This window comes from Rhodopirellula sp. MGV (assembly GCF_002251265.1).
Taxonomy (GTDB): Bacteria; Planctomycetota; Planctomycetia; order Pirellulales; family Pirellulaceae; genus Stieleria; species Stieleria baltica_A.
The window spans coordinates 1-20,376 of the sequence record NZ_NPDI01000021.1 but is presented as its reverse complement, the minus strand read 5'-3'; the positions used below and the strand labels follow the sequence as shown (position 1 = coordinate 20,376).

At 54.2% G+C, this 20,376-nt stretch carries 14 protein-coding genes; all 14 read left to right on the top strand.

Features of this window, described 5'->3' with window-relative positions:
• The first annotated feature begins 5 nt into the window (after nt 1–5).
• Nucleotides 6–1,463: a sigma-54-dependent transcriptional regulator gene (locus tag CGZ80_RS07015; protein WP_094412765.1), complete on the top strand. Its 1,458-nt coding sequence runs from the start codon at nt 6–8 to the stop codon at nt 1,461–1,463.
• A 108-nt stretch (nt 1,464–1,571) separates the two neighbouring features.
• On the top strand, nt 1,572–3,284 hold the full coding sequence (locus CGZ80_RS07010) for a proteasome accessory factor PafA2 family protein (RefSeq protein WP_094412764.1): 1,713 nt from the start codon (nt 1,572–1,574) through the stop codon (nt 3,282–3,284).
• A 151-nt stretch (nt 3,285–3,435) separates the two neighbouring features.
• Nucleotides 3,436–4,806 (top strand): RHS repeat-associated core domain-containing protein, encoded by a 1,371-nt coding sequence (locus CGZ80_RS07005; RefSeq protein WP_094412762.1) that lies wholly within the window; start codon nt 3,436–3,438, stop codon nt 4,804–4,806.
• The gene (locus CGZ80_RS07000; protein ID WP_158222593.1) at nt 4,791–5,273 is read left to right on the top strand and encodes a hypothetical protein; all 483 of its coding nucleotides are present in this window, start codon (nt 4,791–4,793) and stop codon (nt 5,271–5,273) included. Before CGZ80_RS07005 ends, CGZ80_RS07000 begins: the two co-directional genes overlap by 16 nt.
• A 109-nt stretch (nt 5,274–5,382) precedes the next feature.
• A complete protein-coding gene (locus tag CGZ80_RS06995) occupies nt 5,383–5,775 on the top strand; it encodes a hypothetical protein (RefSeq protein ID WP_233148278.1) in 393 nt (130 codons plus the stop codon).
• A 456-nt stretch (nt 5,776–6,231) separates the two neighbouring features.
• Nucleotides 6,232–7,275, top strand: a complete 1,044-nt coding sequence (locus CGZ80_RS06990; protein WP_094412758.1) for an RHS repeat domain-containing protein — start codon at nt 6,232–6,234, stop codon at nt 7,273–7,275.
• A complete protein-coding gene (locus CGZ80_RS06985) occupies nt 7,263–7,736 on the top strand; it encodes a hypothetical protein (RefSeq protein WP_143543784.1) in 474 nt (157 codons plus the stop codon). Before CGZ80_RS06990 ends, CGZ80_RS06985 begins: the two co-directional genes overlap by 13 nt.
• A gap of 609 nt (nt 7,737–8,345) precedes the next feature.
• Nucleotides 8,346–9,344: an RHS repeat domain-containing protein gene (locus tag CGZ80_RS06980; protein ID WP_094412754.1), complete on the top strand. Its 999-nt coding sequence runs from the start codon at nt 8,346–8,348 to the stop codon at nt 9,342–9,344.
• A 1,430-nt stretch (nt 9,345–10,774) separates the two neighbouring features.
• Nucleotides 10,775–13,177, top strand: a complete 2,403-nt coding sequence (locus tag CGZ80_RS06970) for an RHS repeat domain-containing protein (RefSeq protein WP_143543783.1) — start codon at nt 10,775–10,777, stop codon at nt 13,175–13,177.
• A 94-nt stretch (nt 13,178–13,271) separates the two neighbouring features.
• Complete coding sequence (locus tag CGZ80_RS06965; RefSeq protein ID WP_094412749.1) at nt 13,272–13,619, top strand: hypothetical protein; 348 nt, start codon at nt 13,272–13,274, stop codon at nt 13,617–13,619.
• 1,145 nt (nt 13,620–14,764) lie between these two features.
• Entirely contained in the window at nt 14,765–17,059 is a 2,295-nt protein-coding gene (locus CGZ80_RS06955; RefSeq protein WP_094412745.1) for a DUF5906 domain-containing protein, read from the top strand.
• A 172-nt stretch (nt 17,060–17,231) separates the two neighbouring features.
• A complete protein-coding gene (locus CGZ80_RS06945; RefSeq protein WP_094412741.1) occupies nt 17,232–19,079 on the top strand; it encodes a hypothetical protein in 1,848 nt (615 codons plus the stop codon).
• 171 nt (nt 19,080–19,250) lie between these two features.
• Nucleotides 19,251–20,168, top strand: coding sequence for a tyrosine-type recombinase/integrase (locus tag CGZ80_RS06940; RefSeq protein ID WP_094412739.1), 918 nt, complete (start codon nt 19,251–19,253; stop codon nt 20,166–20,168).
• Between the two features lie 23 nt (nt 20,169–20,191).
• The coding region (locus CGZ80_RS06935; protein ID WP_198953645.1) for a hypothetical protein at nt 20,192–20,376 on the top strand (185 nt) is incomplete at its 3' end.

The window sequence follows — 20,376 nt, the reverse complement described above, 5'->3', positions numbered from 1 at the left end:
CGAGCATGTCCGATTCTCAAGTGAAGCCCCGAAACGCATCGGGGCTCGAATACGATCCGTCAACGTTCCGTTTGCTTGTCGTCGACAACGAAGCGGCACACGCGCATGCGATGATGGAAAGCTTGGAGAAGGTCGGATACAAGTGCACCGTCGCGACCAGCGGCCCCGAAGCGGCCAAGCTGATCGAGCGTGATACCTTTGACGTGATCATCACCGACATGGTGATGAACGATGTCGATGGAATGAAACTGCTGAAGCTTGCCGGCGAGCGATTGCCGGACGCCGAAGTCGTGATGGTCACCGGACACGCCACCGTTCCAATCGCCGTCGAAGCGATGCAACAAGGCGCGTTTAATTTCCTGGAAAAGCCGATCACCCCGAATCGCTTGCGGGCGATCGTCGAAAAAGCAGTTGGCGCGGTCGCTTTGCGTCGCCAGAACACCGAACTGATGTCCCGGCTGGACGAACGCTTCGGTTTCGAAGGCATCATCTACGCAAGCAAGAAAATGCAGGAGGTCATCGACCGCCTGCGACGGATCGCGGCAACCGACGCGACGGTGCTGATCACCGGTGAAAACGGAACAGGTAAAGAGGTCGTTGCCCAAGCGATCCACCAAAACAGCTCGCGTCGCAACAAGTCCATCGTCGCGATCAACACCGGTGCGATCGCCGAAAACCTGGTTGAATCCGAGCTGTTCGGACACGTCAAAGGTTCGTTCACCGGCGCGGACGCTGATCGTGTCGGCGCCTTCGAATACGCCAATGGCGGCACATTGTTCCTGGACGAAGTCGGCGACATGCCGATGGGAACTCAGATCAAACTGCTGCGAGTCCTCGAAGAGAGCAAGATCACTCGCGTCGGCGACAACAAAGCGATCAAGGTCAACGTCCGCCTGGTTTCTGCGACCAACCGGCCGCTTGAAGACATGATTGAAGCCGGAACGTTTCGCAGCGATTTGTACTTCCGTCTAAAAGTCATCACGGTCGAGCTGCCCCCGCTCCGCGATCGTCGTGAAGACGTGATCCCATTGATGGATCACTTCCGAAAGATGTTCTTGCGCCGGCACAACAAGTCATCCGCCCATTTCACCCCCGCCGTCACGAAGCGTTTCTTCGCCTACGATTGGCCAGGCAACGTTCGCCAACTGCGTAACTTCGTCGAAACGATGGTCGTCCTGGACACGGACGAAAAACTGGACCTCGACGACTTGCCTCCAGAACTGATGGACGAAGCGGAGTTGAACGTCCCCGAAGACCTTTCCGCCGTGCCCACAATCGAAGGTGGAACCGAATCAGGACTGATCGGCCAGCCGCTGAGCGTGATTGAGAAGTGGGCCATCGAAAAAACCCTTCAATTGACCAACGACAATCGCGAAGAAGCCGCACGGATGCTCGGGATTGGTGCCCGCACGCTCTATCGCCGCTTGGACCAATACAAAAAAGACGGCGATTCGGTCGAGTAGTCACGCCGCTACAATGGGGCGTACGAGGCGACAGCCGGAACTCGCCGCCGCGTTTCAAATTTCTTTGCAAGGTCGCTCCGTTTTTCTCATAACCAGCGAAGCAGCGACATGGCGGCTGGCACACGATTGGTGTCCCGATTGATGGGGCTGGAAACCGAATACGCGACGCTGGTTGCTGGCCGACCGGAGCTTTCGTCCGCAGACCTTCCGGCGAGCGAGAAGGTTTACAAACTGATTTGCGACGCGATTCGGAAAGACCAACCGACCGTTCCTGGCTTCTACGACGCCGAGCAGATCTTCTTAGCCAGTGGCGGCGCCGTGACCTTCGAGTCGCATCCATCACTTCATTCTGTCCCTGGTGGCTTTGTCGAAATCGCTACGCCCGAAGTGACCAGCCCCGACGAACTTCTCGCCTGCCAACGATCCATCGATCAGTTGGTTTCTGAAGCAGCCGACAAAGCATCCGGGCGGCTTGATTTGCGGGTATTGAAAAATAGCACCGACGCCTTGGGGCACATTTATGGCTGTCAAGAAAACTACGAAGCGGTCGTCGCAACGGGGATGTGGCTGGCGATCTACCGTTGCTGTGTCCTGATCCTCTGGGTAGCGCAAGTCTTTAGCCTGCTGTTTACGTTGCCTGTTCTGGCGCTCACGGTATCGCTGGTCTTCGCCATCCGGCTTCGGCAACAGCAGTTTGGCGACCGACTCGCCAATTCGACATCGCCAACCAACAATCGAGATCCACACCAGTCTGCCGGCGAGCTTTTTGAGTCACTACCTGAATGGTTGAAGGGCACGCTCACCACAATGCTGCGTCTGGTGCATTGGCCCACAGTTGTCCTTCTGCGGATCGTTGCCAAGCACGTTGCCTTTCGAAAGCAACGAAAGTACCTGACGCCGCTGCTTGTATCGCGAGTTGCCTTGTGCGGAACAGGAGACTTAGATCACGAAGGTCGCTACCGTCTGAGCGCCAAAGCGCTTGCGATCGATGCAATTGCCGACATGGGAAGCTATGACGGTGAACGTCCCATTTTCGTCTACGGCCACTGGCTCGGGCAGTTTTGTGCAAAGACATTTCTATCGCTTGGGTCGAGCGCCGCGATGTTTCATCGACGCCAACGATTGCAGATCGGACTATCCGATTCCAACCTTTCGGATTTAGCGGAGTATGTCAAAGTCGGCCAAGTCTCACTGATTCTAGACATGATCGAATCCGACCAGACAGCAGATCTCTTAAAACTACCGAAGCCAATCGACGCGCTCCATCAGATCGCCAAAGACTGGGATCTAGTGCGGCGGGTCCGAACTAGCCGAGGCACGATGAATGCGATTGAGATTCAAAAGACCTACTTTAAAGCAGCGCAGCAATTTGTAGAGTCTCGGCCAACTTCACAGCGAGGCGAAGCTGAACTGGTCCTCCGCCGCTGGGCAGAGTTGCTAGAAGTCGTCGTTGCTTATCGACGCGACGCAAAGAATGTCACGCCAGCCCTGGGACGTGTCGACTGGCTCACAAAACATTGGATGATTGACCAACTGGGACCGGACGCCGAATGGATCGCCAAAAAGAAAGCGGACCTTCGCTATCACGAACTTTCCGCCGATGGCTTCTACCAAAAGCTCGTCGCGTCTAATCCATCGCTGAAGCTGATAGACCCACAGCGTGTCGAACAGCGGAGGAGAACGCCTCCTGCCGATTCACCGGCGACCAAACGAGGTTGGCTAATCCGCGAATTCGGCGATGGAGAAGACAGCGTTGCTGCCGAGTGGGGCTACGCCGTCCTAGGCGAAGGTCGAGACCGCAAACGCATCCATTTCAAATAACCAGACCTCAAACGCATCCAGCTCTGGCGTCCATCATGAGCCCATTTTCCGCACAGAACGCCCAGTCTCGACACTCCCATCGAAACGGCTTTCGTGTTGACCAATTTCCGTTCAGACGACCGACACCCGAACGTACGATGATGGTGGCCGGATGCTCAGCAGCACCTACAATAACGGTGTCGGCGAGACACGTGCCTACAACAACGACAACACGCTGGCGAGTATCAGCTTCAGCGGGGCGTCGATCGGTAATTTCAGCTACGACTGGGACGCCAATAAGAACAAGACCAGTGAGGGGATCACGGGGACGATGAGCGGTTTCGGTTTTGATGTCGGTGCGAGTGGCTACGACGACGAGGATCGCCTCGTCTCGTGGGAGCGTGACGACAACAACCTGGACCAGGCTTGGAGTCTGAGCTTAGTTGGCGACTGGGACAGCTACACCGAAAACGCCAGTGTGCAAGCTCGGACCCATGGTGATACACACGAGTTACTGACGGCTGCCGGCCAAGCGGTCAATCACGATGCCAAGGGGAACCAAACTCTGATTCCGGCGATCTTGCGTCCTGGCAGTGACCCGCTATCGATGGCATGGGACTTCGAGAACAAGTTGGTTTCGGCGGACGTCGACAACGACTCGGTGGCCGATGTGACCTATCAATGGGACGCACTGGGGCGACGGGTCGGGCGTGACGACGGCACAACCGCAACGGTGTTCGTCCAATCGGGACAGCAAACGATTGCCGACTACACCTCAGGTGCGGCGGCCTCCAGTCCCACCTACGACTACGTCTATGCGTCTTACATCGACGAACCGGTCATGCGGTCAGGAAGCGGCGGCAACAGGTACTACCATCGCAACCAACAGTACAGTGTGGTGGCACTGACCGATCCGAGCGGAACGATCAAGGAACGCTATGCTTACGATGCCTATGGCGGGGTGTCGATCTTCGACGGTAGCGGCACTGCACGTACGACGACGGCCGAAGGCAACCGGTATTGCTATACGGGTAGAGAATGGGGCGACGTTCTTGACCTGTACCACTATCGGGCACGGATGTACGATCCGGTGTGCGGGCGGTTTCTGGGGCGTGATCCGATTGGGTTCAATGGGAGTCAGTGGAATCTCTATGAATTCGTGTCGTCTTCTCCGACTGTCAGGTCTGACCCCTATGGGCAATTCGACTTCCCCATTGGTGGCGGTGATCATGATATCGGTGACGATCATTACCAAAGCGTGATTTCTATCTACGGATGCAAGTCAAAGAACACGTTCGTGAAAGGTATCTTTGGCACGTGCAGGATGGCGTCGTGCTTCGGAGTGTGTGATTGCACCGTGGTGACATCGGGCGGAGTTGGCTTTGATCTAGGTACTTTTGTGAGGCGACACATCAATCGGGCTTGTGGGCTTAGCTGTTCGAAGTCACCGTTCAATCCCGGGCATTCCTTAACTATGTCGAATGTATTGTCAAAGCTGATCTCCAGGAGCACTGGTCAGACTGTTACGTGCCATTGTCTGTAGATGGTATCCGATGCATTTCGAACGAAATTTTCGACAGCAATTTTCACTTTGGAGTAAGTTTTATGGTAGCGATCGATCCAGAGGACCCAGAATCTGTTGAGCAAGCAAGCTCGATGATTAGTCTCTCCAAGGTTTCAGCTGTTGTGTACGATATTATTTATCGGTCTTGGATTCGATCGAAAAACAGTGAACGAGTAGGTGCTCGATTTAGAGCGTTTTTGGATAATGCGATACGAGACTTTGGTGAAAACGCAGAGCAATACTTTGAGGGCCTCGGAAATTCAAGTGGCGCTGATGTAGACCTTGAGGAGGCGCAGATTCGTCAAGCGGTGTACCTGTATTGGATTGGGCTTCCCCAAAACAGGCGAGATCATGAGACACTTGAGTGCGAGTTACGCCGAATCCTAAACGAAGCTCTGGTCCAAGTGAAGAAATCTGAAGTGAAAGGAAGGAGGCAAGATCAATAGGAAGAGAAAAGGGGAGGGGTGCACGGCCAACGCGCACTTTAGGAACCGTTCGGAAATAAGTTCGGCAATCGGGTAGACTGAGTCCGTCAGTTTACCACGGAGGATTGCCATGGATCGCTACAGTTTTGATGTCGAAGCTCACATGCAAAGCCTATATCGTTCGCTTTCGGAAAAAGACCGGCGGCGATACGCGGCGGTAGAAGCCGAGAAGCTCGGGCACGGGGGAATTGAATACATCGCCAAACTCTTTGGATGCCATCGCGATACGATTCGCCAGGGACGCGCCGATATTGAAAGCCTGCCGAACGATCCGGCAGAAGGACGTGTGCGAAAAAAGGGGGCGGGAGGAGAAACGCTAGCTGCTCTCAGCCGGGGCTCGTCGAAGCGATTGAAGAAGAAGTTAAAACGCAAACGGCGGGCTCGCCTGTCGAAGACGGAGTCGTCTGGACCAACATGGGAAAGTCAAAAGGGGTCAGGACTCTTAAAAGGAGCTTCCGGCTAATTTGCGGATGGTTGCACCCGCAAAACACGACGGGGTCAAGTCAGATCGTCGGAATCCGATCGGTCGCGATAGCGGTATTGCCACCTCAACACCGGACGGGATGCAAGCATTGCTGGATCAGACCACCCTCGCTGAGCCAGCTTGAGCAACTGCCTGCTAAAACACGGTGCCCGCGTTGCAGAACAAGAACGAGTGCGGACGCAACACCACTTGGCTCAGTATCGAGGGAAATGAGTTATTCTTGCAATGGTGATCCCCAGGCTGTCTGTGGGGGGCGATAGCGAGGTATAGCCCAGGTATAGCATCGGCGATATTTACGAAAACGTCGTGTTTTGCCGTGCGAACCATTGCGATAGCCGCTTTTGACCAGAATTGACATCGAACCTTGTTGGTCATAGGCGAAGTCTGAGGCCTCGATAGAAAGCTGGAGAACCCACCATCGGCTAAACTACTGGAATGGTCGCGCTCAATTCATCCAACCGAAAGCCAATTCGCCGAACAGGCACAGGCGACCTCGTCGTTCGCGCAACCAATGGTGGGCGGTACTACCATCGCAACCAACAGTACAGTGTGAGTGCGCTGACCGATTCGAGCGGTGGGATTGTTGAGCGATACGCTTACGACGCCTATGGTGGGTTGAGCGTCTTCGATGGGTCAGGAAGAAGTCGGTCAGTTTCGGCGGAAGGCAATCGGTACACGTACACGGGGCGAGAGTGGGACTCGGAACTGTCGCTCTTTCACTTTCGGGCACGGATGTACGATACGATCTGTGGACGGTTTTGCTCCAGAGATCCGATCGGGTACCCCGATGGTCCGAATGGCTACGCAAACTACTTCGGAATCGCCAGAACCGATTCGCTTGGTTTGTTGATGGAAATTGACATCGCCACGGGGCGTTGTGCAGATTGGCTCTTCCATTATTTTTTCGGAACGGACTTTCACCTTCCGCAGCACAAAATACGACCGTGGCTCGACAATGCTGGCGTAAGTCCGAAGTTCGATGACGCAGAGGCAGTGGCGATGAGCCGCGCTTTGGCGGCCGGTTCATCTTGTGACGGTGGTTATGGAATGACCAAAACTGAATACACGAGTGAACAACAGTCTTTTCAAACAAGCGTCCACTTTGTGCCCCTCTGCTCAAGCATTGGTCCACTTGGCAGGTCGATCGTCAAGATGAAGTCGAAGTGTGATGTTTGGGTGAGTTGTCGACGTTGTGGTTGTGATGGCGTGCGGAAGGCGACATCAATCAACTGCATCCACTATTGGAGTGTTAAAGACGAGTTCAATAACCCAACGGATCATGGTGGACCAGATACAAGAGACGATATTGAGGCCTATCGAAATTGCATGCGTGATTGTGCTTGGTACGAGTCTCTCACATGTGACCTTAAGTGTGCGAATCGTCACCTGAAACATAACCCATATGGTCAGCCCTACTACATCTACATGAGTGGTCACCAGCACAGCTTTGACTTTGTGGAAGAACCGTGCAGCGAGTAACAAAGAAAATTCGCCTTTGTGTTGGCATTGTCTTCATTGGTATAGTCGTCGGTTGCGGGAACTTCAATCGACCGGCTGTTTATGAGCCTGATTCAGTTCTCTTTGACGCTGTGCTTTCAAGAGAGGATGCAAGCGTCTTGATTATTGAAGTTGATGGCGTTCAAGTTGACTTTTCCGAAGATCCAGATGAACTGAAGGTGCTTCGAGCGGTTAAGAGCATGGTTTTGCCGGCGCGGAAATTGGCTAACATGCATAGCCTGCCAGCAGACCGTATTCTTCGGGTTCTTGTACAAACTGGTAAAGATCCGATTTTAATTGATGTTGTTTCTGTTGGAGAAGGCAAAGTCCGTTTCGTCTCGGAGTTCGTAACCTTCCGAGGTGGCTCATTGGAAGCGTTAGAAGTAGTCAAGGATTTTTTCCATTCGCGTCAAGGCGAAGATGGAATGCTCCCCACAACCTGATTCGCGAATCATGAAAGTTCCGCGAGGACAAGGTGGAGCGAACAAAGGTGTCAGGACTCTTTGATGAGTGATCCACTCGATGCACCTGAGTGGAGAAATCAAACGGGTCAGGGAAAGTCAAAAGGCGTCAGGACTCTTAAACGGAGCTTCCGGCTAATTTGCGGATGGTTGCACCCGCAAAACACGACGGGGTCAAGTCAGATCGTCGGAATCCGATCGGTCGCGATAGCGGTATTGCCACCTCAACACCGGACGAGATGCAAGCATTGCTGGATCAGATCACCCTCGCTGAACCAGTTTGAGCAACTGCCTGCTAAAACACGGGCCCGCGTTGCAGAACTAGAACGGGTGCGGACGCAACGCCACTTGGCTCAGCGTCGAAGAAAATGAGGTATTCTTGCAATGGTGATCCCCAGGCTGTCCGTCGCTGATAGCAAGGTGTAGCCCAGGTATAGCACCGGCGAAATTTGAAAAAATCGCGTGTTTCGCCGTGCGAACCATTGCGATAGCCGCTTTTGACCAGAATTGACATCGAACCTTGTTGGTCATAGGCGAAGTCTGAGGCCTCGATAGAAAGCTGGAGAACCCACCATCGGCTAAACTACTGGAATGGTCGCGCTCAATTCATCCAACCGAAAGCCAATTCGCCGAACAGGCATAGACGACTCCGTCATTCACGCCAGCAATCGCGGGCCGTACTACCATCGCAACCAACAGTACAGCATCACCGCCCTGACCGATTCTTCGGCGGTGATCAAGGAACACTACGCTTATGATGCGTACGGCGGGCTGTCGATCTTCGATGGCAGTGGGAGCAGCCGCAGCGCAACGGCGGAAGGAAATCGATACGCGTACACCGGTCGCGAGTGGGACGAGGAGCTAGGACTCTACCATTACCGCGCCCGCATGTACGATGCCATCTCAGGACGCTTCTGCTCCAGAGACCCGATTGGGTTTATCGATGGACATAATCTTTATCAATGTAACTTCGTTCTCAGTTCGGCAGATCCGTACGGTACAAAGACGACGGAGCTATTAGTTACTTCTAAGTGGCTCTCCAGAGAAGACTGTGATAATCCAAACACGCATATTCTTTATACTTTTTCATTGAAGGCATGGCCATGTCGCTCAAAGCTCGGCTTTTTTATTCAAGAGGTTAATTTCAATTGTCGCGTCTCAAGCTGTGATGAGAAAAAGCCAGAGCGACCAGGAGAAAACCATCGATACTGGGAAGGTTGGCCCATTGTGAGAAACAGAGGGAAATTTCCTCCAGCACTCGACAATGGGCTTATCGATCCACCTCCTAAAACACGCGGTAAAGTATCGGCCAATCGAATTGTCAAGTTCTTTTGTGTTTCACCAGACAACATTCGACAACCCGGAGAAATTCTCCAGTCGGAAATGCACCGGGAACTTCCTCAGCGGGCGGAAACACCCTGTGGCGTGACTTCTGGCTCCTTGCCAGCGACTAACGATGAACCTGCGTACTGGTCCCGTGAAGGTGCCGCAGGTCCTGCATTTACGTCTCTGCGAAAAAGTTGGAATTGTTGCGATTGTATCAAACGGCAAAAGTTCGTTTCTCGCAGTATTCGGAGCAAGGCTCTATGATCTCATCTCGCCAAATTGTCTGTCTCGTATTGTCAGTAGCAGTACTCTCCCCGGGAGCAGGCGCTATTGGGCAAGAGCGTACATTGACTCGAAAGCCAAGTGGACGCTTGCTAGATGCTGATACAAAAGGATCTATTCATATGCTAAGTGAGTCAATCTGTTCGCCGGATCTTATGGTCCCGCGTCGGTCGCGTTCTGCAAGATTGCTGTTCGCGGAGCTTACAGTGTCCGAATTGCGGGAATTCGTGCGTTCGCGTCGAGTGTTATCGCTCTTTGCGCGGTGGGAATTAAACAAAAGAGTTGTCGAGGCAAAAATGATTGAGACGGGGGGTGATTCCCTCAAGCTATCATCCGAATTCTGGGACGATTTCTTTGACGCGACGCAGAAGATGTATGAGAGTCGCACACCGGATCGATGGGAGCAATTGGCACGTTCAATGCATTACAAGTCAAATGGCACGCTTGACTTGACGCCAGGCTTCTTGGCAGACGTAACAAATCCGGAAGACGACGTCCGATGCGAATTAGATGTTGACAAGAGTACTCTTGTCGTCACTTCAGGAGAGCGTCAAGTTAAGGTTCGAGGCACTAGCGATTCATGGTTAATTGATTGCGTTGCAGTAGCAGATCAATCGCGACATCTGATTGTTTTGATTCCTACGTTGCCGAATCTCGCAGTGCTCGTTGGTTCTGCTAGCCAAGGCGGTATCGTAGATGCGACCGAATTTTCTAAGATCGAAACCAACTGGGTGAGCCCTCGGGTTGGGCTACTCGAGTGCTTTCCAATGCCAAGGGACGACGGAAAGTTGATTGTGTACTATGCCACCTACCAGCAAATTGGAATAGTCGAAATAGACTTGAACACGGGTAGATCCCACAATCATTTTTGCTCTTCGACTAGTCTTTTTCTTCTTCGGTAGACGCGTCCACTTCCTAATCCGCAGAAAAGGCAAAAGGTGTCAGGACCGAATGGCACTTAATCGGCGCAAGTCCTATGCCTCTCCAGGTTTGTAGCTGGCACGGGAAAGGAAAAAGGTGTCAGGACTCTTAAATTGGGCTTCAAGCGGCGGACGCACGTCTTGACTGCAGAACTCGGTCATCTTCCACCGCAACCAAAGGGCCGTTTTGCCACTCTGATTGATTCGTCTGGCAGCGAAGAAGACTGACGTCTCTCGGCACGACGCAGCCATGAGGACCACGGTCCTTTTGGTCGGCAGGCATTGGACTCGGACAATAATAATGATCGAAACGCCAAGCGGTTCTGGGGGCTGCGGGAAAGTGACCTGTCAGAACCGATCGCGCGGGGCGATTTTGGGAACGACGCTTGAAAGCAGCGGATTGTGGATGAGGCTGGATTGTTGGCCTGCGTCTTGTACGTTGATCTCAATCTGGTCCGCGAGAAAGGCAAAAGGTGTCAAGGAGGGCAAAAGGTGTCAGGACTCTTAAAGAGGATTCCGGCTAATTTGCGGATGGTGCCACCCACAAAACACGACGCTTCGGGGAACAGACTGAAGGTTCGTGACCCCAACGGGGTTGGTCAAGACTGCCTCTACGACGCATTGGGGCGTGACACCCAGTGTACCGATACCGCCAGTGACGTGACGCAGAGCAGTTACGACTTAGCCGGCAACAAGATCTCTTCGACCGATGCCAAGAACAACGTGACGACCTACGTGTTCGACGCGCGAGGGCGTCAGATCAAGCAGGTTGACCGTCTTTCGGGTGAGACCGAGTTCGCTTACACGGCCACCGGTCAGCTGGAATCATTGACCGATGCCGAAGACCAGGTCACCAGCTACACCTACGATGATGCCGGCACCAAATTGACGGAAACCTACCCGGACCATGTGCCCAGCAGCACGATCGGTCAAGCGGGCTATGGGATCGTCACCTTCACCCCGGACGCGACAGGTCGCACGGTTCAGCGGACGGATCAGCAAGGTGATACGTGTGACTACACTTACGATTTGGCGGGACGATTGAGCAGCAAGGCCTACACCGGTCATGCCAGTGGACCGCTTTCGGGCCAAAGCCACACCGACACATTCACCTATGACGACGCAAGCCGAATGCTGACGGCGGTCAGTGGTCGCTACGGAAACACGGTGACCTACACCTATGACGATGCCGGTCGCAAAGCCAGTGAAGCGATCCAGATCGGTGGGCAAACCTACACAGTTCTGACCGACTACGACGTGGCGGGCCAAGTGTCCAAGCTGACTTACCCGGATGGCAAAGAGGTTGACCGCACTTACACCGACCGCGGACAACTTGCCGGGATCGATTTCGACAGTACGACGATCGACACCCGAACGTACGATGATGGTGGCCGGATGCTCAGCAGCACCTACAATAACGGTGTCGGCGAGACACGTGCCTACAACAACGACAACACGCTGGCGAGTATCAGCTTCAGCGGGGCGTCGATCGGTAATTTCAGCTACGACTGGGACGCCAATAAGAACAAGACCAGTGAGGGGATCACGGGGACGATGAGCGGTTTCGGTTTTGATGTCGGTGCGAGTGGCTACGACGACGAGGATCGCCTCGTCTCGTGGGAGCGAGACGACAACAACCTGGACCAGGCTTGGAACCTGAGCTTAGTTGGCGACTGGGACAGCTATACCGAAAATGCCAGTGTGCAAACTCGGACCCATGGTGATACACACGAGTTGCTGACGGTTGCCGGCCAAGCGGTCAATCACGATGCCAAGGGGAACCAAACTCTGATTCCGGCGATCCTGCGTCCTGGCAGTGACCCGCTATCGATGGCATGGGACTTCGAGAACAAGCTGATTTCGGCGGACGTCGACAACGACTCGGTGGCCGATGTGACCTATCAATGGGACGCACTGGGGCGACGGGTCGGGCGTGACGACGGCACAACCGCAACAGTGTTCGTCCAGTCGGGGCAGCAAACGATTGCCGACTACACCTCAGGTGCGGCGGCCTCCAGTCCCACCTACGACTACGTCTATGCGTCTTACATCGACGAACCGGTCATGCGGTCAGGAAGCGGCGGCAACAGATACTACCATCGCAACCAACAGTACAGCATCACTGCGCTGACCGATTCGAGCGGTGGGATTGTTGAGCGATACGCCTATGATGCCTATGGCAATCTGTCGGTGTTCGACGGGAGCGGAACGGCACGTACGGCAACGGCCGATGGGAACCGCTACACCTATACCGGTCGCGAATGGGACGATGAGTTATCGCTCTACCACTACCGGGCACGGATGTACGATCCGCTCAGCGGGCGGTTTTGCTCCAGAGATCCAATCGGGTTCGAGGGTAGTCCGTGGTTGCTCTACGAGTACGTTGATTCGCAACCTTTAATCAATTTCGATCCGTTTGGGTTAGAGGTTAACAATCATCACCCTGATGGTCCGGAATATTGCAGATGGGAAGCGTACTTCAAAGAAAATCCAAGTGATCCAGGTGTGCTTGTCGTTGCAAGTCATTCAAATTCAGAATTTTTTGGTGGCCCGACAGACGATCCCGAGAAGTATATTCCGATTACAGTAGAGGAGATGGCCGAGAAAATCAGAAACGATCCTCGGTTCAGGCCACACATTAAGATCGTGTTGTATTGCTGCCATGCTGGCAAGAAAAACCTGGCGTGTGACCTAGCAAACGAATTGAAATGCACTGTTCAGTCGTACGATACGAAAGTGCATTTATCGGGCGGGAAGATTTACATTCGCCCGAAGATTGTGGATATCGGTGTCGAACATCCACCAATCATTTCCAAGCCTGATTGCCCATGGCTTCATTACTGGAATGGAACTGCGTGTGTTCCTTATGCTGGGCCATATCCGCCACTCCACTGATGCAGCTTTGAATTTGATGAATTGAGTCACGCAATAGTTTTCTTCTGCGTTTGCTGTTTCCGCGGCGTGAGAATGGAATGTTCGAGTAAGTTAGATGAAACCCAACGTAAAGCTTCTAGCCTTCGTCTTTGCTGCAATTGCTTTGCTGGCTTCTGTTGTTGGGGTTTGGCTTTTGAGAGATAGTCGTGAGCTTGATTTCTTTCAGGTCGATGATGCTAGTTTTTCTGGAGGCCCTTTGATGCTTGACCCCTTGGAACTCGGTGTCAAGAAGAAGTTGGCGGAAGAAGGCGATGGAGAAGCAGCGTATTTGGTCTATCAGCATTATGCATTTGGGTTGGACGACACGAAGCGAGCACAACCTTGGCTTGAGAGGTCGGTAGCTGCAGAGTATCCAATCGCGATCAAGGCGCTAGCAAACCTTAAACAGATGAACACAAACTGAAACACGGGATAAGAGCAATCAAAAGTGACCAGTAGTTTTTCGGGGGTAACACCCGGTGAAATGACGTTCAATGAGGCCGCCGCGAGGCGGCCTTTTCTGCTGGCGGGCAGGATGCCCGCCTGTTCTTCGGCGGGATGCCGAACACGCGCAACGACCGGGCAACGAACGCGCACCAGTGAGCGCACCGGAGCGCTAGCGACAGCGACGACAGGATGTCGTCGCAATCTTCGGGCACGATGCCCGCCAGCCTGGATTAGAGCGCACTCGCCGAAGGCAGGCGGGCCCGGATGGCCGCTGCATGACACAGCCCGGTGATAGAACGCCCGTCTGCTGGAAACCGTCGATGCGCAAACCGACGCGGCACCTGACCCAACGAACCGCAGATCAGCGAGGCAACTCATCTGAGTAGATGGACGCCGGGTACCCTGGTCATGGATCACCGATTTGACCCACCCGCCGGAGCTGTTTCCGGGGGCGTTAAACTTGCGTAGGAAAAACCTGGCACCGCGTAGGGTGTCGGTAGAATCAGGAATGTCGATAGGAACGGTAATCGAAGCACTGCAATTCCTGCCTTCTCGGCCGATCGGGGAGATTGAGTGCTCAAATGGCACGTTTTCGAAGGCATATATAGTAGAGGGACTTACTCTCGCACCATTTACGTTCGTTTTTGGCGATCCCGCATAATCGGACCGGGAATCTTCGAGTCCGTGATCGGTTTTCCGAGAATACTCATGCCGACGTGGACGAGATGCCGATCCCTCCACACGCGGTCCGTCGTGGCCGTATCTGCAAAAGCTGCTGCAACAATCTCTGGCTGAAATAAACGCCACGCTGTCAGCAATCACAGCCCATCGGGCTGCGTGATCCTGGACCACCTCAAATCTACTTGGTCCAACTCAAGAGCCGAACGCCTTGGCTCGCCCCGTCGATTTGGCACGACAAACAAAGAATTTGTCACGTCTCCGATTTGATCATATCGGTCTCAAACACGGCGAAAAAGGCGTTTTTTCCGTTTGTCACCTTTGCCATCCCATTTCAACTCAAAGAAGTTGGTAAGGGAACGTGATGCAGATACGGTTCTGCTAAAGCGGTGCGATGGATATTTAGATGACAAACATGACACTTAAATTTACTGGAGCATTGCGATGCTTAACCCAACAAAAAAACACCCCGTCTTTCTTCGCTACGGCAAGGGCAAGCCAAACCAATCAGCCGTTGTCAACAGCCGCGAACGTCTTCACACCTTTCTGGAAGGACGTCAGGACGTCAATGTCTACTTTACGCCAAATCGGGTCAGTGCAGATTGCTCAAAGCTATTCCCCGGGATCGCAGACATTGAGCGCCGGACATTCATCACCATCGATCTTGATCCGGTCCGACCGAAAGGAAGGGTCGCGTCTGATTCGCAGCGAGAGGAAGTTGCCGAACTCTCGGAGACGGTGATCGAGTCACTGGAAATGTTCGGCTGGGGCTGGCCGACGATCGTCGACACTGGCAACGGTCGACAAATTCACTACGAGACCGACCTTTCAATCGATCCTGCAACCAACGAAATCGTGGAAGAATTCTTCCGTGCGTTGGCCAATGAATTCGACACCAAGTCCGTCACCATCGACCGAACAGCGGCTCGACTTCATCAACCGATGCGAGTCCCCGGTTCAATGAACGTTAAAGCAGAACCTCACCGCCCATGTGCAATCGTCCGACGATGGGATTCGATGGTCAGCCTGGACGACATCAAAGCTGCGATCGAAGGTCTTGGCGGAGAAGTTCCCGGAAGATCTAATCCGATGACGATAGCCAAGAGTGTTGGTCAGTATCTCGAATTCAATGGTCTTCACGTCGAGATTCGTGACTCACCCGACATCGTCAAGATTGAGATCAAGGGCCCGTGTCCCTTCAAAAAAGATGCGGATCAAACCGATGGGAATCCAGCGGTCCTTGTCTTCAAATCATCAGGCAACATCGGCTTCAAATGCAATCACGCAAAGTGCGAGGGCAAAGGCTGGGATACGCTACAGAAAACCTTTCCGCAGACATACACAAAGTGGCTTCACCAGCCGGAGAAGATTGGACACGACGAATTCGAGATCACCGATCCTGAAGTGACCGTTGACCGCTTCCTGAGTAATCGCGAAGTGGTGACACTCGACGGTAAATTCTACGAGTTCAATGGAGGATGGCAGGAGCGAAGCCGGAAAGAAATTTCCGCTGGGCTTACATTGCAAGCCCGCGATCTGTTCGCGTCTCACCATCAAAAGAACGTGGCAAAGGGAAGCAAACAGCGTCGCCCAACGACTTCGTCCCGACACACAGGAGACTGTGTTAACCTGCTGACAGCGATCACGACGAGTTACCAATCTGGTAGCAGCTTTTACCGCGTCGAACACCCTTGGAACGCTCGTCAGGTTCGTCGCTTTGAAAACTTCGACGTGAACGTCCATGCCTATGCAAATGGAGGTGCTGACTACTTCGAACCGATTTCGCCCGATCTGTTTACCACACAAACGGCACAATGCGCCTTCGATCCGGATGCGGGTTCTCCAAAGCGGTATCTCGAATTTCTTCGTTCACTCGAATGGACCCAGGAGGAAATCGACTACTTCCAACGAGTCAGCGGCTATGTGACGTTCTTCCCAAGGGACCTACAAAAGATCATTTTGGCGTGTGGTCCGCCTCGTGCGGGCAAGGGGGTTGAATCACGTCTGATGAGCAGAATCATTGGCGAAACTTCGATTTGCAGCATGACGCTCGACGCCTTCGGCAGTCGATTCGGTCTCGAAGATGCTATCGGCAAACGATTGCTATTGGTCAACGAAGCGAGCCCACCGTCTCCGCAGGTTGCGGAGCAATCCGTTGCAATGATGAAAGCGATATCCGGAGGTGATATGGTTCCGGTGGACCGAAAAGGCGTCTCGAAGGTCTCGACACGACTACCAATGCCGACACAACTGTATACAAATCATCGGCTAACGCTGGTGGACCCCTCGGGCGCGCTTGCAAGCAGAATTCTGCCTGTGGAGTACCGCAGGTCTTTTGTCGGAAACGAAAGCGAAGAGCTGGAAGCGGGATTGCACCGAGAGATTGCGGCAATTGCGAAGTGGAAGCTCGATGGCTGTCGAATGCTTGCCAACGAAGGGTGGAAGTTTTCCGTCCCAAGTTCACTGCACGGAATGCTCGACGAGATCGCCCACAACAGTAGTCCCATGCGTGCCTTCGTTGACGACTATTTTATCGTCGAAAAGGGGTACTGCGTCAGTTACGAAACAGTGCTTGGTTACTATTCGGATCACTCTGCGAGCGAGATGCCCAAGGGAAAGCTGATTGATGCTGTTAAAGACGTCGACACGCTGATCAAGGACGGCCGGTTAAGCAAGGCCGAGGCAACTAGTTGCAAGGGATGCAAGTTCATCCTACGGAACACGATAAAGCGAGATTGAGCAAAGGTGATGGCCGTCCATTCTTGCTCCTGAACCTTCGCCCGAAATCAATGTAGCCTCACATCCCTCAAACAATTCCAGAAACCGCCATCGGTCCAAAAAGCCGGTGGCGGTTTTTTCTTGCCCGAACGTGTCATCGGCGCGAAGCAGTGTTTCAATACGGAGAACCACCATGAATTTAGACGACCTTCAAACCGATCCGTTGGCAACCGTCGCCGACTATTATTCCCAGTGCCTGCCCGACAAGGCCGAAGCTTTCGCCAATCAAGTCGGCGCCACCGGCTTCGCCGATCGGTCACTTGGAAAACACATTCCCCACCGCCGCACCAAACTTGGCCGTTCCATCAGAGACAAGCTGACCGAGATCGGCATCTACAAGCCCAACGGGCGCGAGACGCTCCGAGGCTACGTCACCGAGCCCATTGATCAGAATGGCCGTGTGGTCGCCATCAGAGGCCACAAGCTCGATCCTCACGCCTCCGGACCGGGCGTGATCGTCGTTGGTAGCTTGCCAGAAACCCACGTTGACGCCGCTATAAAGTCCGCTCCCGATGAAGACCTTGCAATCGAAGACGGTCAAATCGTCTTCCGCCGTGAGAACCGCCGCTACCGGGTTCGCGGACTGGAAAAGAACGCATCGACCACGACGCTGAAAGTTGCCATCATGGCCAGCCGCGATGGGCTGGTTCATCTCGATAGCCTTGACCTGGTCAAAGCCCGCTCTCGCAACTCGTTCATCAAAGCGGTTGCCACCGAACTGTACGTCGATGAAGACATCGTCAAACGCGACATCGGAAAGCTGCTCCTGAGCCTGGAAACCATCCAAGCCGAACGGATCGAACAACTTAAGGCCCCCAAGGTCGTCCAGCTCACCGACCAAGAGGAAGCCGAGGCCCTAGAACTGCTCCGCTCGCCGAATCTCGTGGAACGCATCGCCGATGATCTGGACAAGATCGGCATCGTCGGTGAGAAGACCAACAAGCTGGCCGGGTACATCGCGGCTGTCTCGCGTAAACTGGACACGCCGCTTGCCATTGTGATCCAATCATCCAGTTCCGCTGGGAAAACCTCCCTGATGGACGCCGTGCTATCGATGGTCCCCGATGAAGACCTGCTCCGGCTGACCAATCTGTCGCCGCAGTCACTTTATTACCTGGACTCGATCAAGCACAAGATTCTGGCCGTCAGCGAAGACGAGGGTGTCAGCCAGTCTGCCTACTCTTTGAAGCTCCTGCAAAGTGAAGGCAAGCTCCGCCACGCCGTTGTCAGCCGCGAAGGCGGACGCATGGAAACGCAGCACTACGAGGTCGAAGGGCCGGTGTCGATGTTCCTCACCACCACCGCTCTGGACCTGGACGAAGAGCTGATGAATCGTTGTCTTGTGCTGTCTGTTGATGAAAGTAGGCAACAAACCAAGGCCATTCACCGCCGTCAACAGGTCGCCCAGACCACCGAAGGCAAGCGGGCGTCCGAACAAGCCGAGAAGATTCGCAAGCTACACCAGAACGCTCAGCGGTTGCTCAAATCGGTCGAGATCGTCAATCCGTTCGCCGACAAGTTGACGTTTCCAAATGACCGAACCAGAATGCGCCGAGACTTTGCAAAGTATCTGTCGCTGATTAAAGCGATCACGCTGCTTCACCAGTACCAACGTACCGAAGTCACTCGCGATGACATCGCCCTAGCCAACAAGCTCGCCGCTGAGATATTGGGCCGGTCGCTTGATGAGCTGTCACCGCAAACGCGGGTGTTCCTGACCCGGCTTCACGACTTCGTCAAGCAGTCGTGCGAAGAGCAAGACCTGCACCGGTCGGAGTTCCGATTTACCCGCCGTGACGTGCGTGATGCTTTGGGCTGGAGCCAGTTTCAGGTCCACACGCACCTGACCAAGCTGGTCGAATTGGAATACGTGCTGGGCCACTGCGGCAACGTTGGACGCCGTCACGTTTACGAACTGCTGTTCGACGGTCAGTGCGATGGCAAGACCTTGGCCGGTCTGGTCGACGTTAGCCAGCTATAGCCCAGGTATAGCATCGGCAAAAAACATCAAAACACCGTCTTTTCCGGTGTCAAACGCCCACGGTAGTAGCTTTCGCTGGAAGTTGCTACTGCGCTCTTGTGGTCATAAGTGACCATTCCGGTCTCGGACGTTCCGATTCCGTTCTTTCCCCTGTCCTTGGAGACAATCCGTATGTTCGAAATGCTCAATCGCTACTATCTTCACCTGCAAATGAACAACTGGTCGCCGCGAACCATCGACCGGCGCCGCTACACGCTGGGGCGCTTCGTCGGTTGGTGCGTCGAACGCGGTATCGAGACGGCTGGTGACCTCACCGACGACGTCTTGCAAGCCTACCGTCGTAGCCTGTTCCATCACCGCACCAAGCAGGGCGAGCCGATCAAGTTCGCGACGCAGGCCAGCTACATCGCTGCGGTGCGTCACTGGCTGGGATGGTTGGTGGAGGTCGAGTCGATCCAAACCAATCCTGCCGACAGGATCGAGCTTCCGAAGGAAGAGCACCGTCTGCCGTCCAGTTATCTGACACTGGAGGAAGTGGAGACGTTGCTCGGAACGGTCGACGTGTCGACGGCTACGGGGCTCCGTGATCGTGCGATCCTGGAGACGTTCTATTCGACCGGGATGAGGCGAAGCGAACTGATTGCCCTCAATCTCGACGACATCGACCGGGAACGTGGACTGATCACGATCCGGCAGGGAAAGGGCCGCAAAGACCGTGTGGTTCCGATCGGACGCCGGGCCCTGGACTGGATCGACAAGTACCTCGCCGATGGGCGACCTGATGCTGACGGGCCCGTGTTCGTGACCGGTCGCGGCAATCCGTTTCATCCGGTGACGCTCTCGCAAACGGTCCGCAACTACCTGGATGATGCCGGGATCACTAAGAAAGGAAGCTGTCACATGCTGCGTCACACGACGGCTACGCTAATGTTGGAAGGAGGGGCTGATTTACGTTCTATTCAAACTCTGCTCGGTCACGAGCAACTGAACACGACGCAAATCTACGTCCACGTCACGATCCAGCACTTGCGGGAAGTTCACCGCCGAACGCATCCGGGCGCGGAGGACAAAAGGCGCGACACCAAGTGATTCCCATCAGTTAAACTGGCGGGATGGTTATTGCATCATCCCGCCGTCCGCCATCGCCCGACTTGACGTGCTATGAGACCATTTCGGCGGACGTCGACAACGACTCGGTGGCCGATGTGACCTATCAATGGGACGCACTGGGGCGACGGGTCGGGCGTGACGACGGCACAACCGCAACGGTGTTCGTCCAATCGGGACAGCAAACGAT

Coding starts and splice junctions, on each gene's coding strand:
- CGZ80_RS07015 (WP_094412765.1), top strand. CDS start 6: ATGTCCGATTCTCAAGTGAAGCCCCGAAACGCATCGGGGCTCGAATAC.
- CGZ80_RS07010 (WP_094412764.1), top strand. CDS start 1,572: ATGGCGGCTGGCACACGATTGGTGTCCCGATTGATGGGGCTGGAAACC.
- CGZ80_RS07005 (WP_094412762.1), top strand. CDS start 3,436: ATGCTCAGCAGCACCTACAATAACGGTGTCGGCGAGACACGTGCCTAC.
- CGZ80_RS06995 (WP_233148278.1), top strand. CDS start 5,383: ATGGATCGCTACAGTTTTGATGTCGAAGCTCACATGCAAAGCCTATAT.
- CGZ80_RS06990 (WP_094412758.1), top strand. CDS start 6,232: ATGGTCGCGCTCAATTCATCCAACCGAAAGCCAATTCGCCGAACAGGC.
- CGZ80_RS06980 (WP_094412754.1), top strand. CDS start 8,346: ATGGTCGCGCTCAATTCATCCAACCGAAAGCCAATTCGCCGAACAGGC.
- CGZ80_RS06965 (WP_094412749.1), top strand. CDS start 13,272: ATGAAACCCAACGTAAAGCTTCTAGCCTTCGTCTTTGCTGCAATTGCT.
- CGZ80_RS06955 (WP_094412745.1), top strand. CDS start 14,765: ATGCTTAACCCAACAAAAAAACACCCCGTCTTTCTTCGCTACGGCAAG.
- CGZ80_RS06945 (WP_094412741.1), top strand. CDS start 17,232: ATGAATTTAGACGACCTTCAAACCGATCCGTTGGCAACCGTCGCCGAC.
- CGZ80_RS06940 (WP_094412739.1), top strand. CDS start 19,251: ATGTTCGAAATGCTCAATCGCTACTATCTTCACCTGCAAATGAACAAC.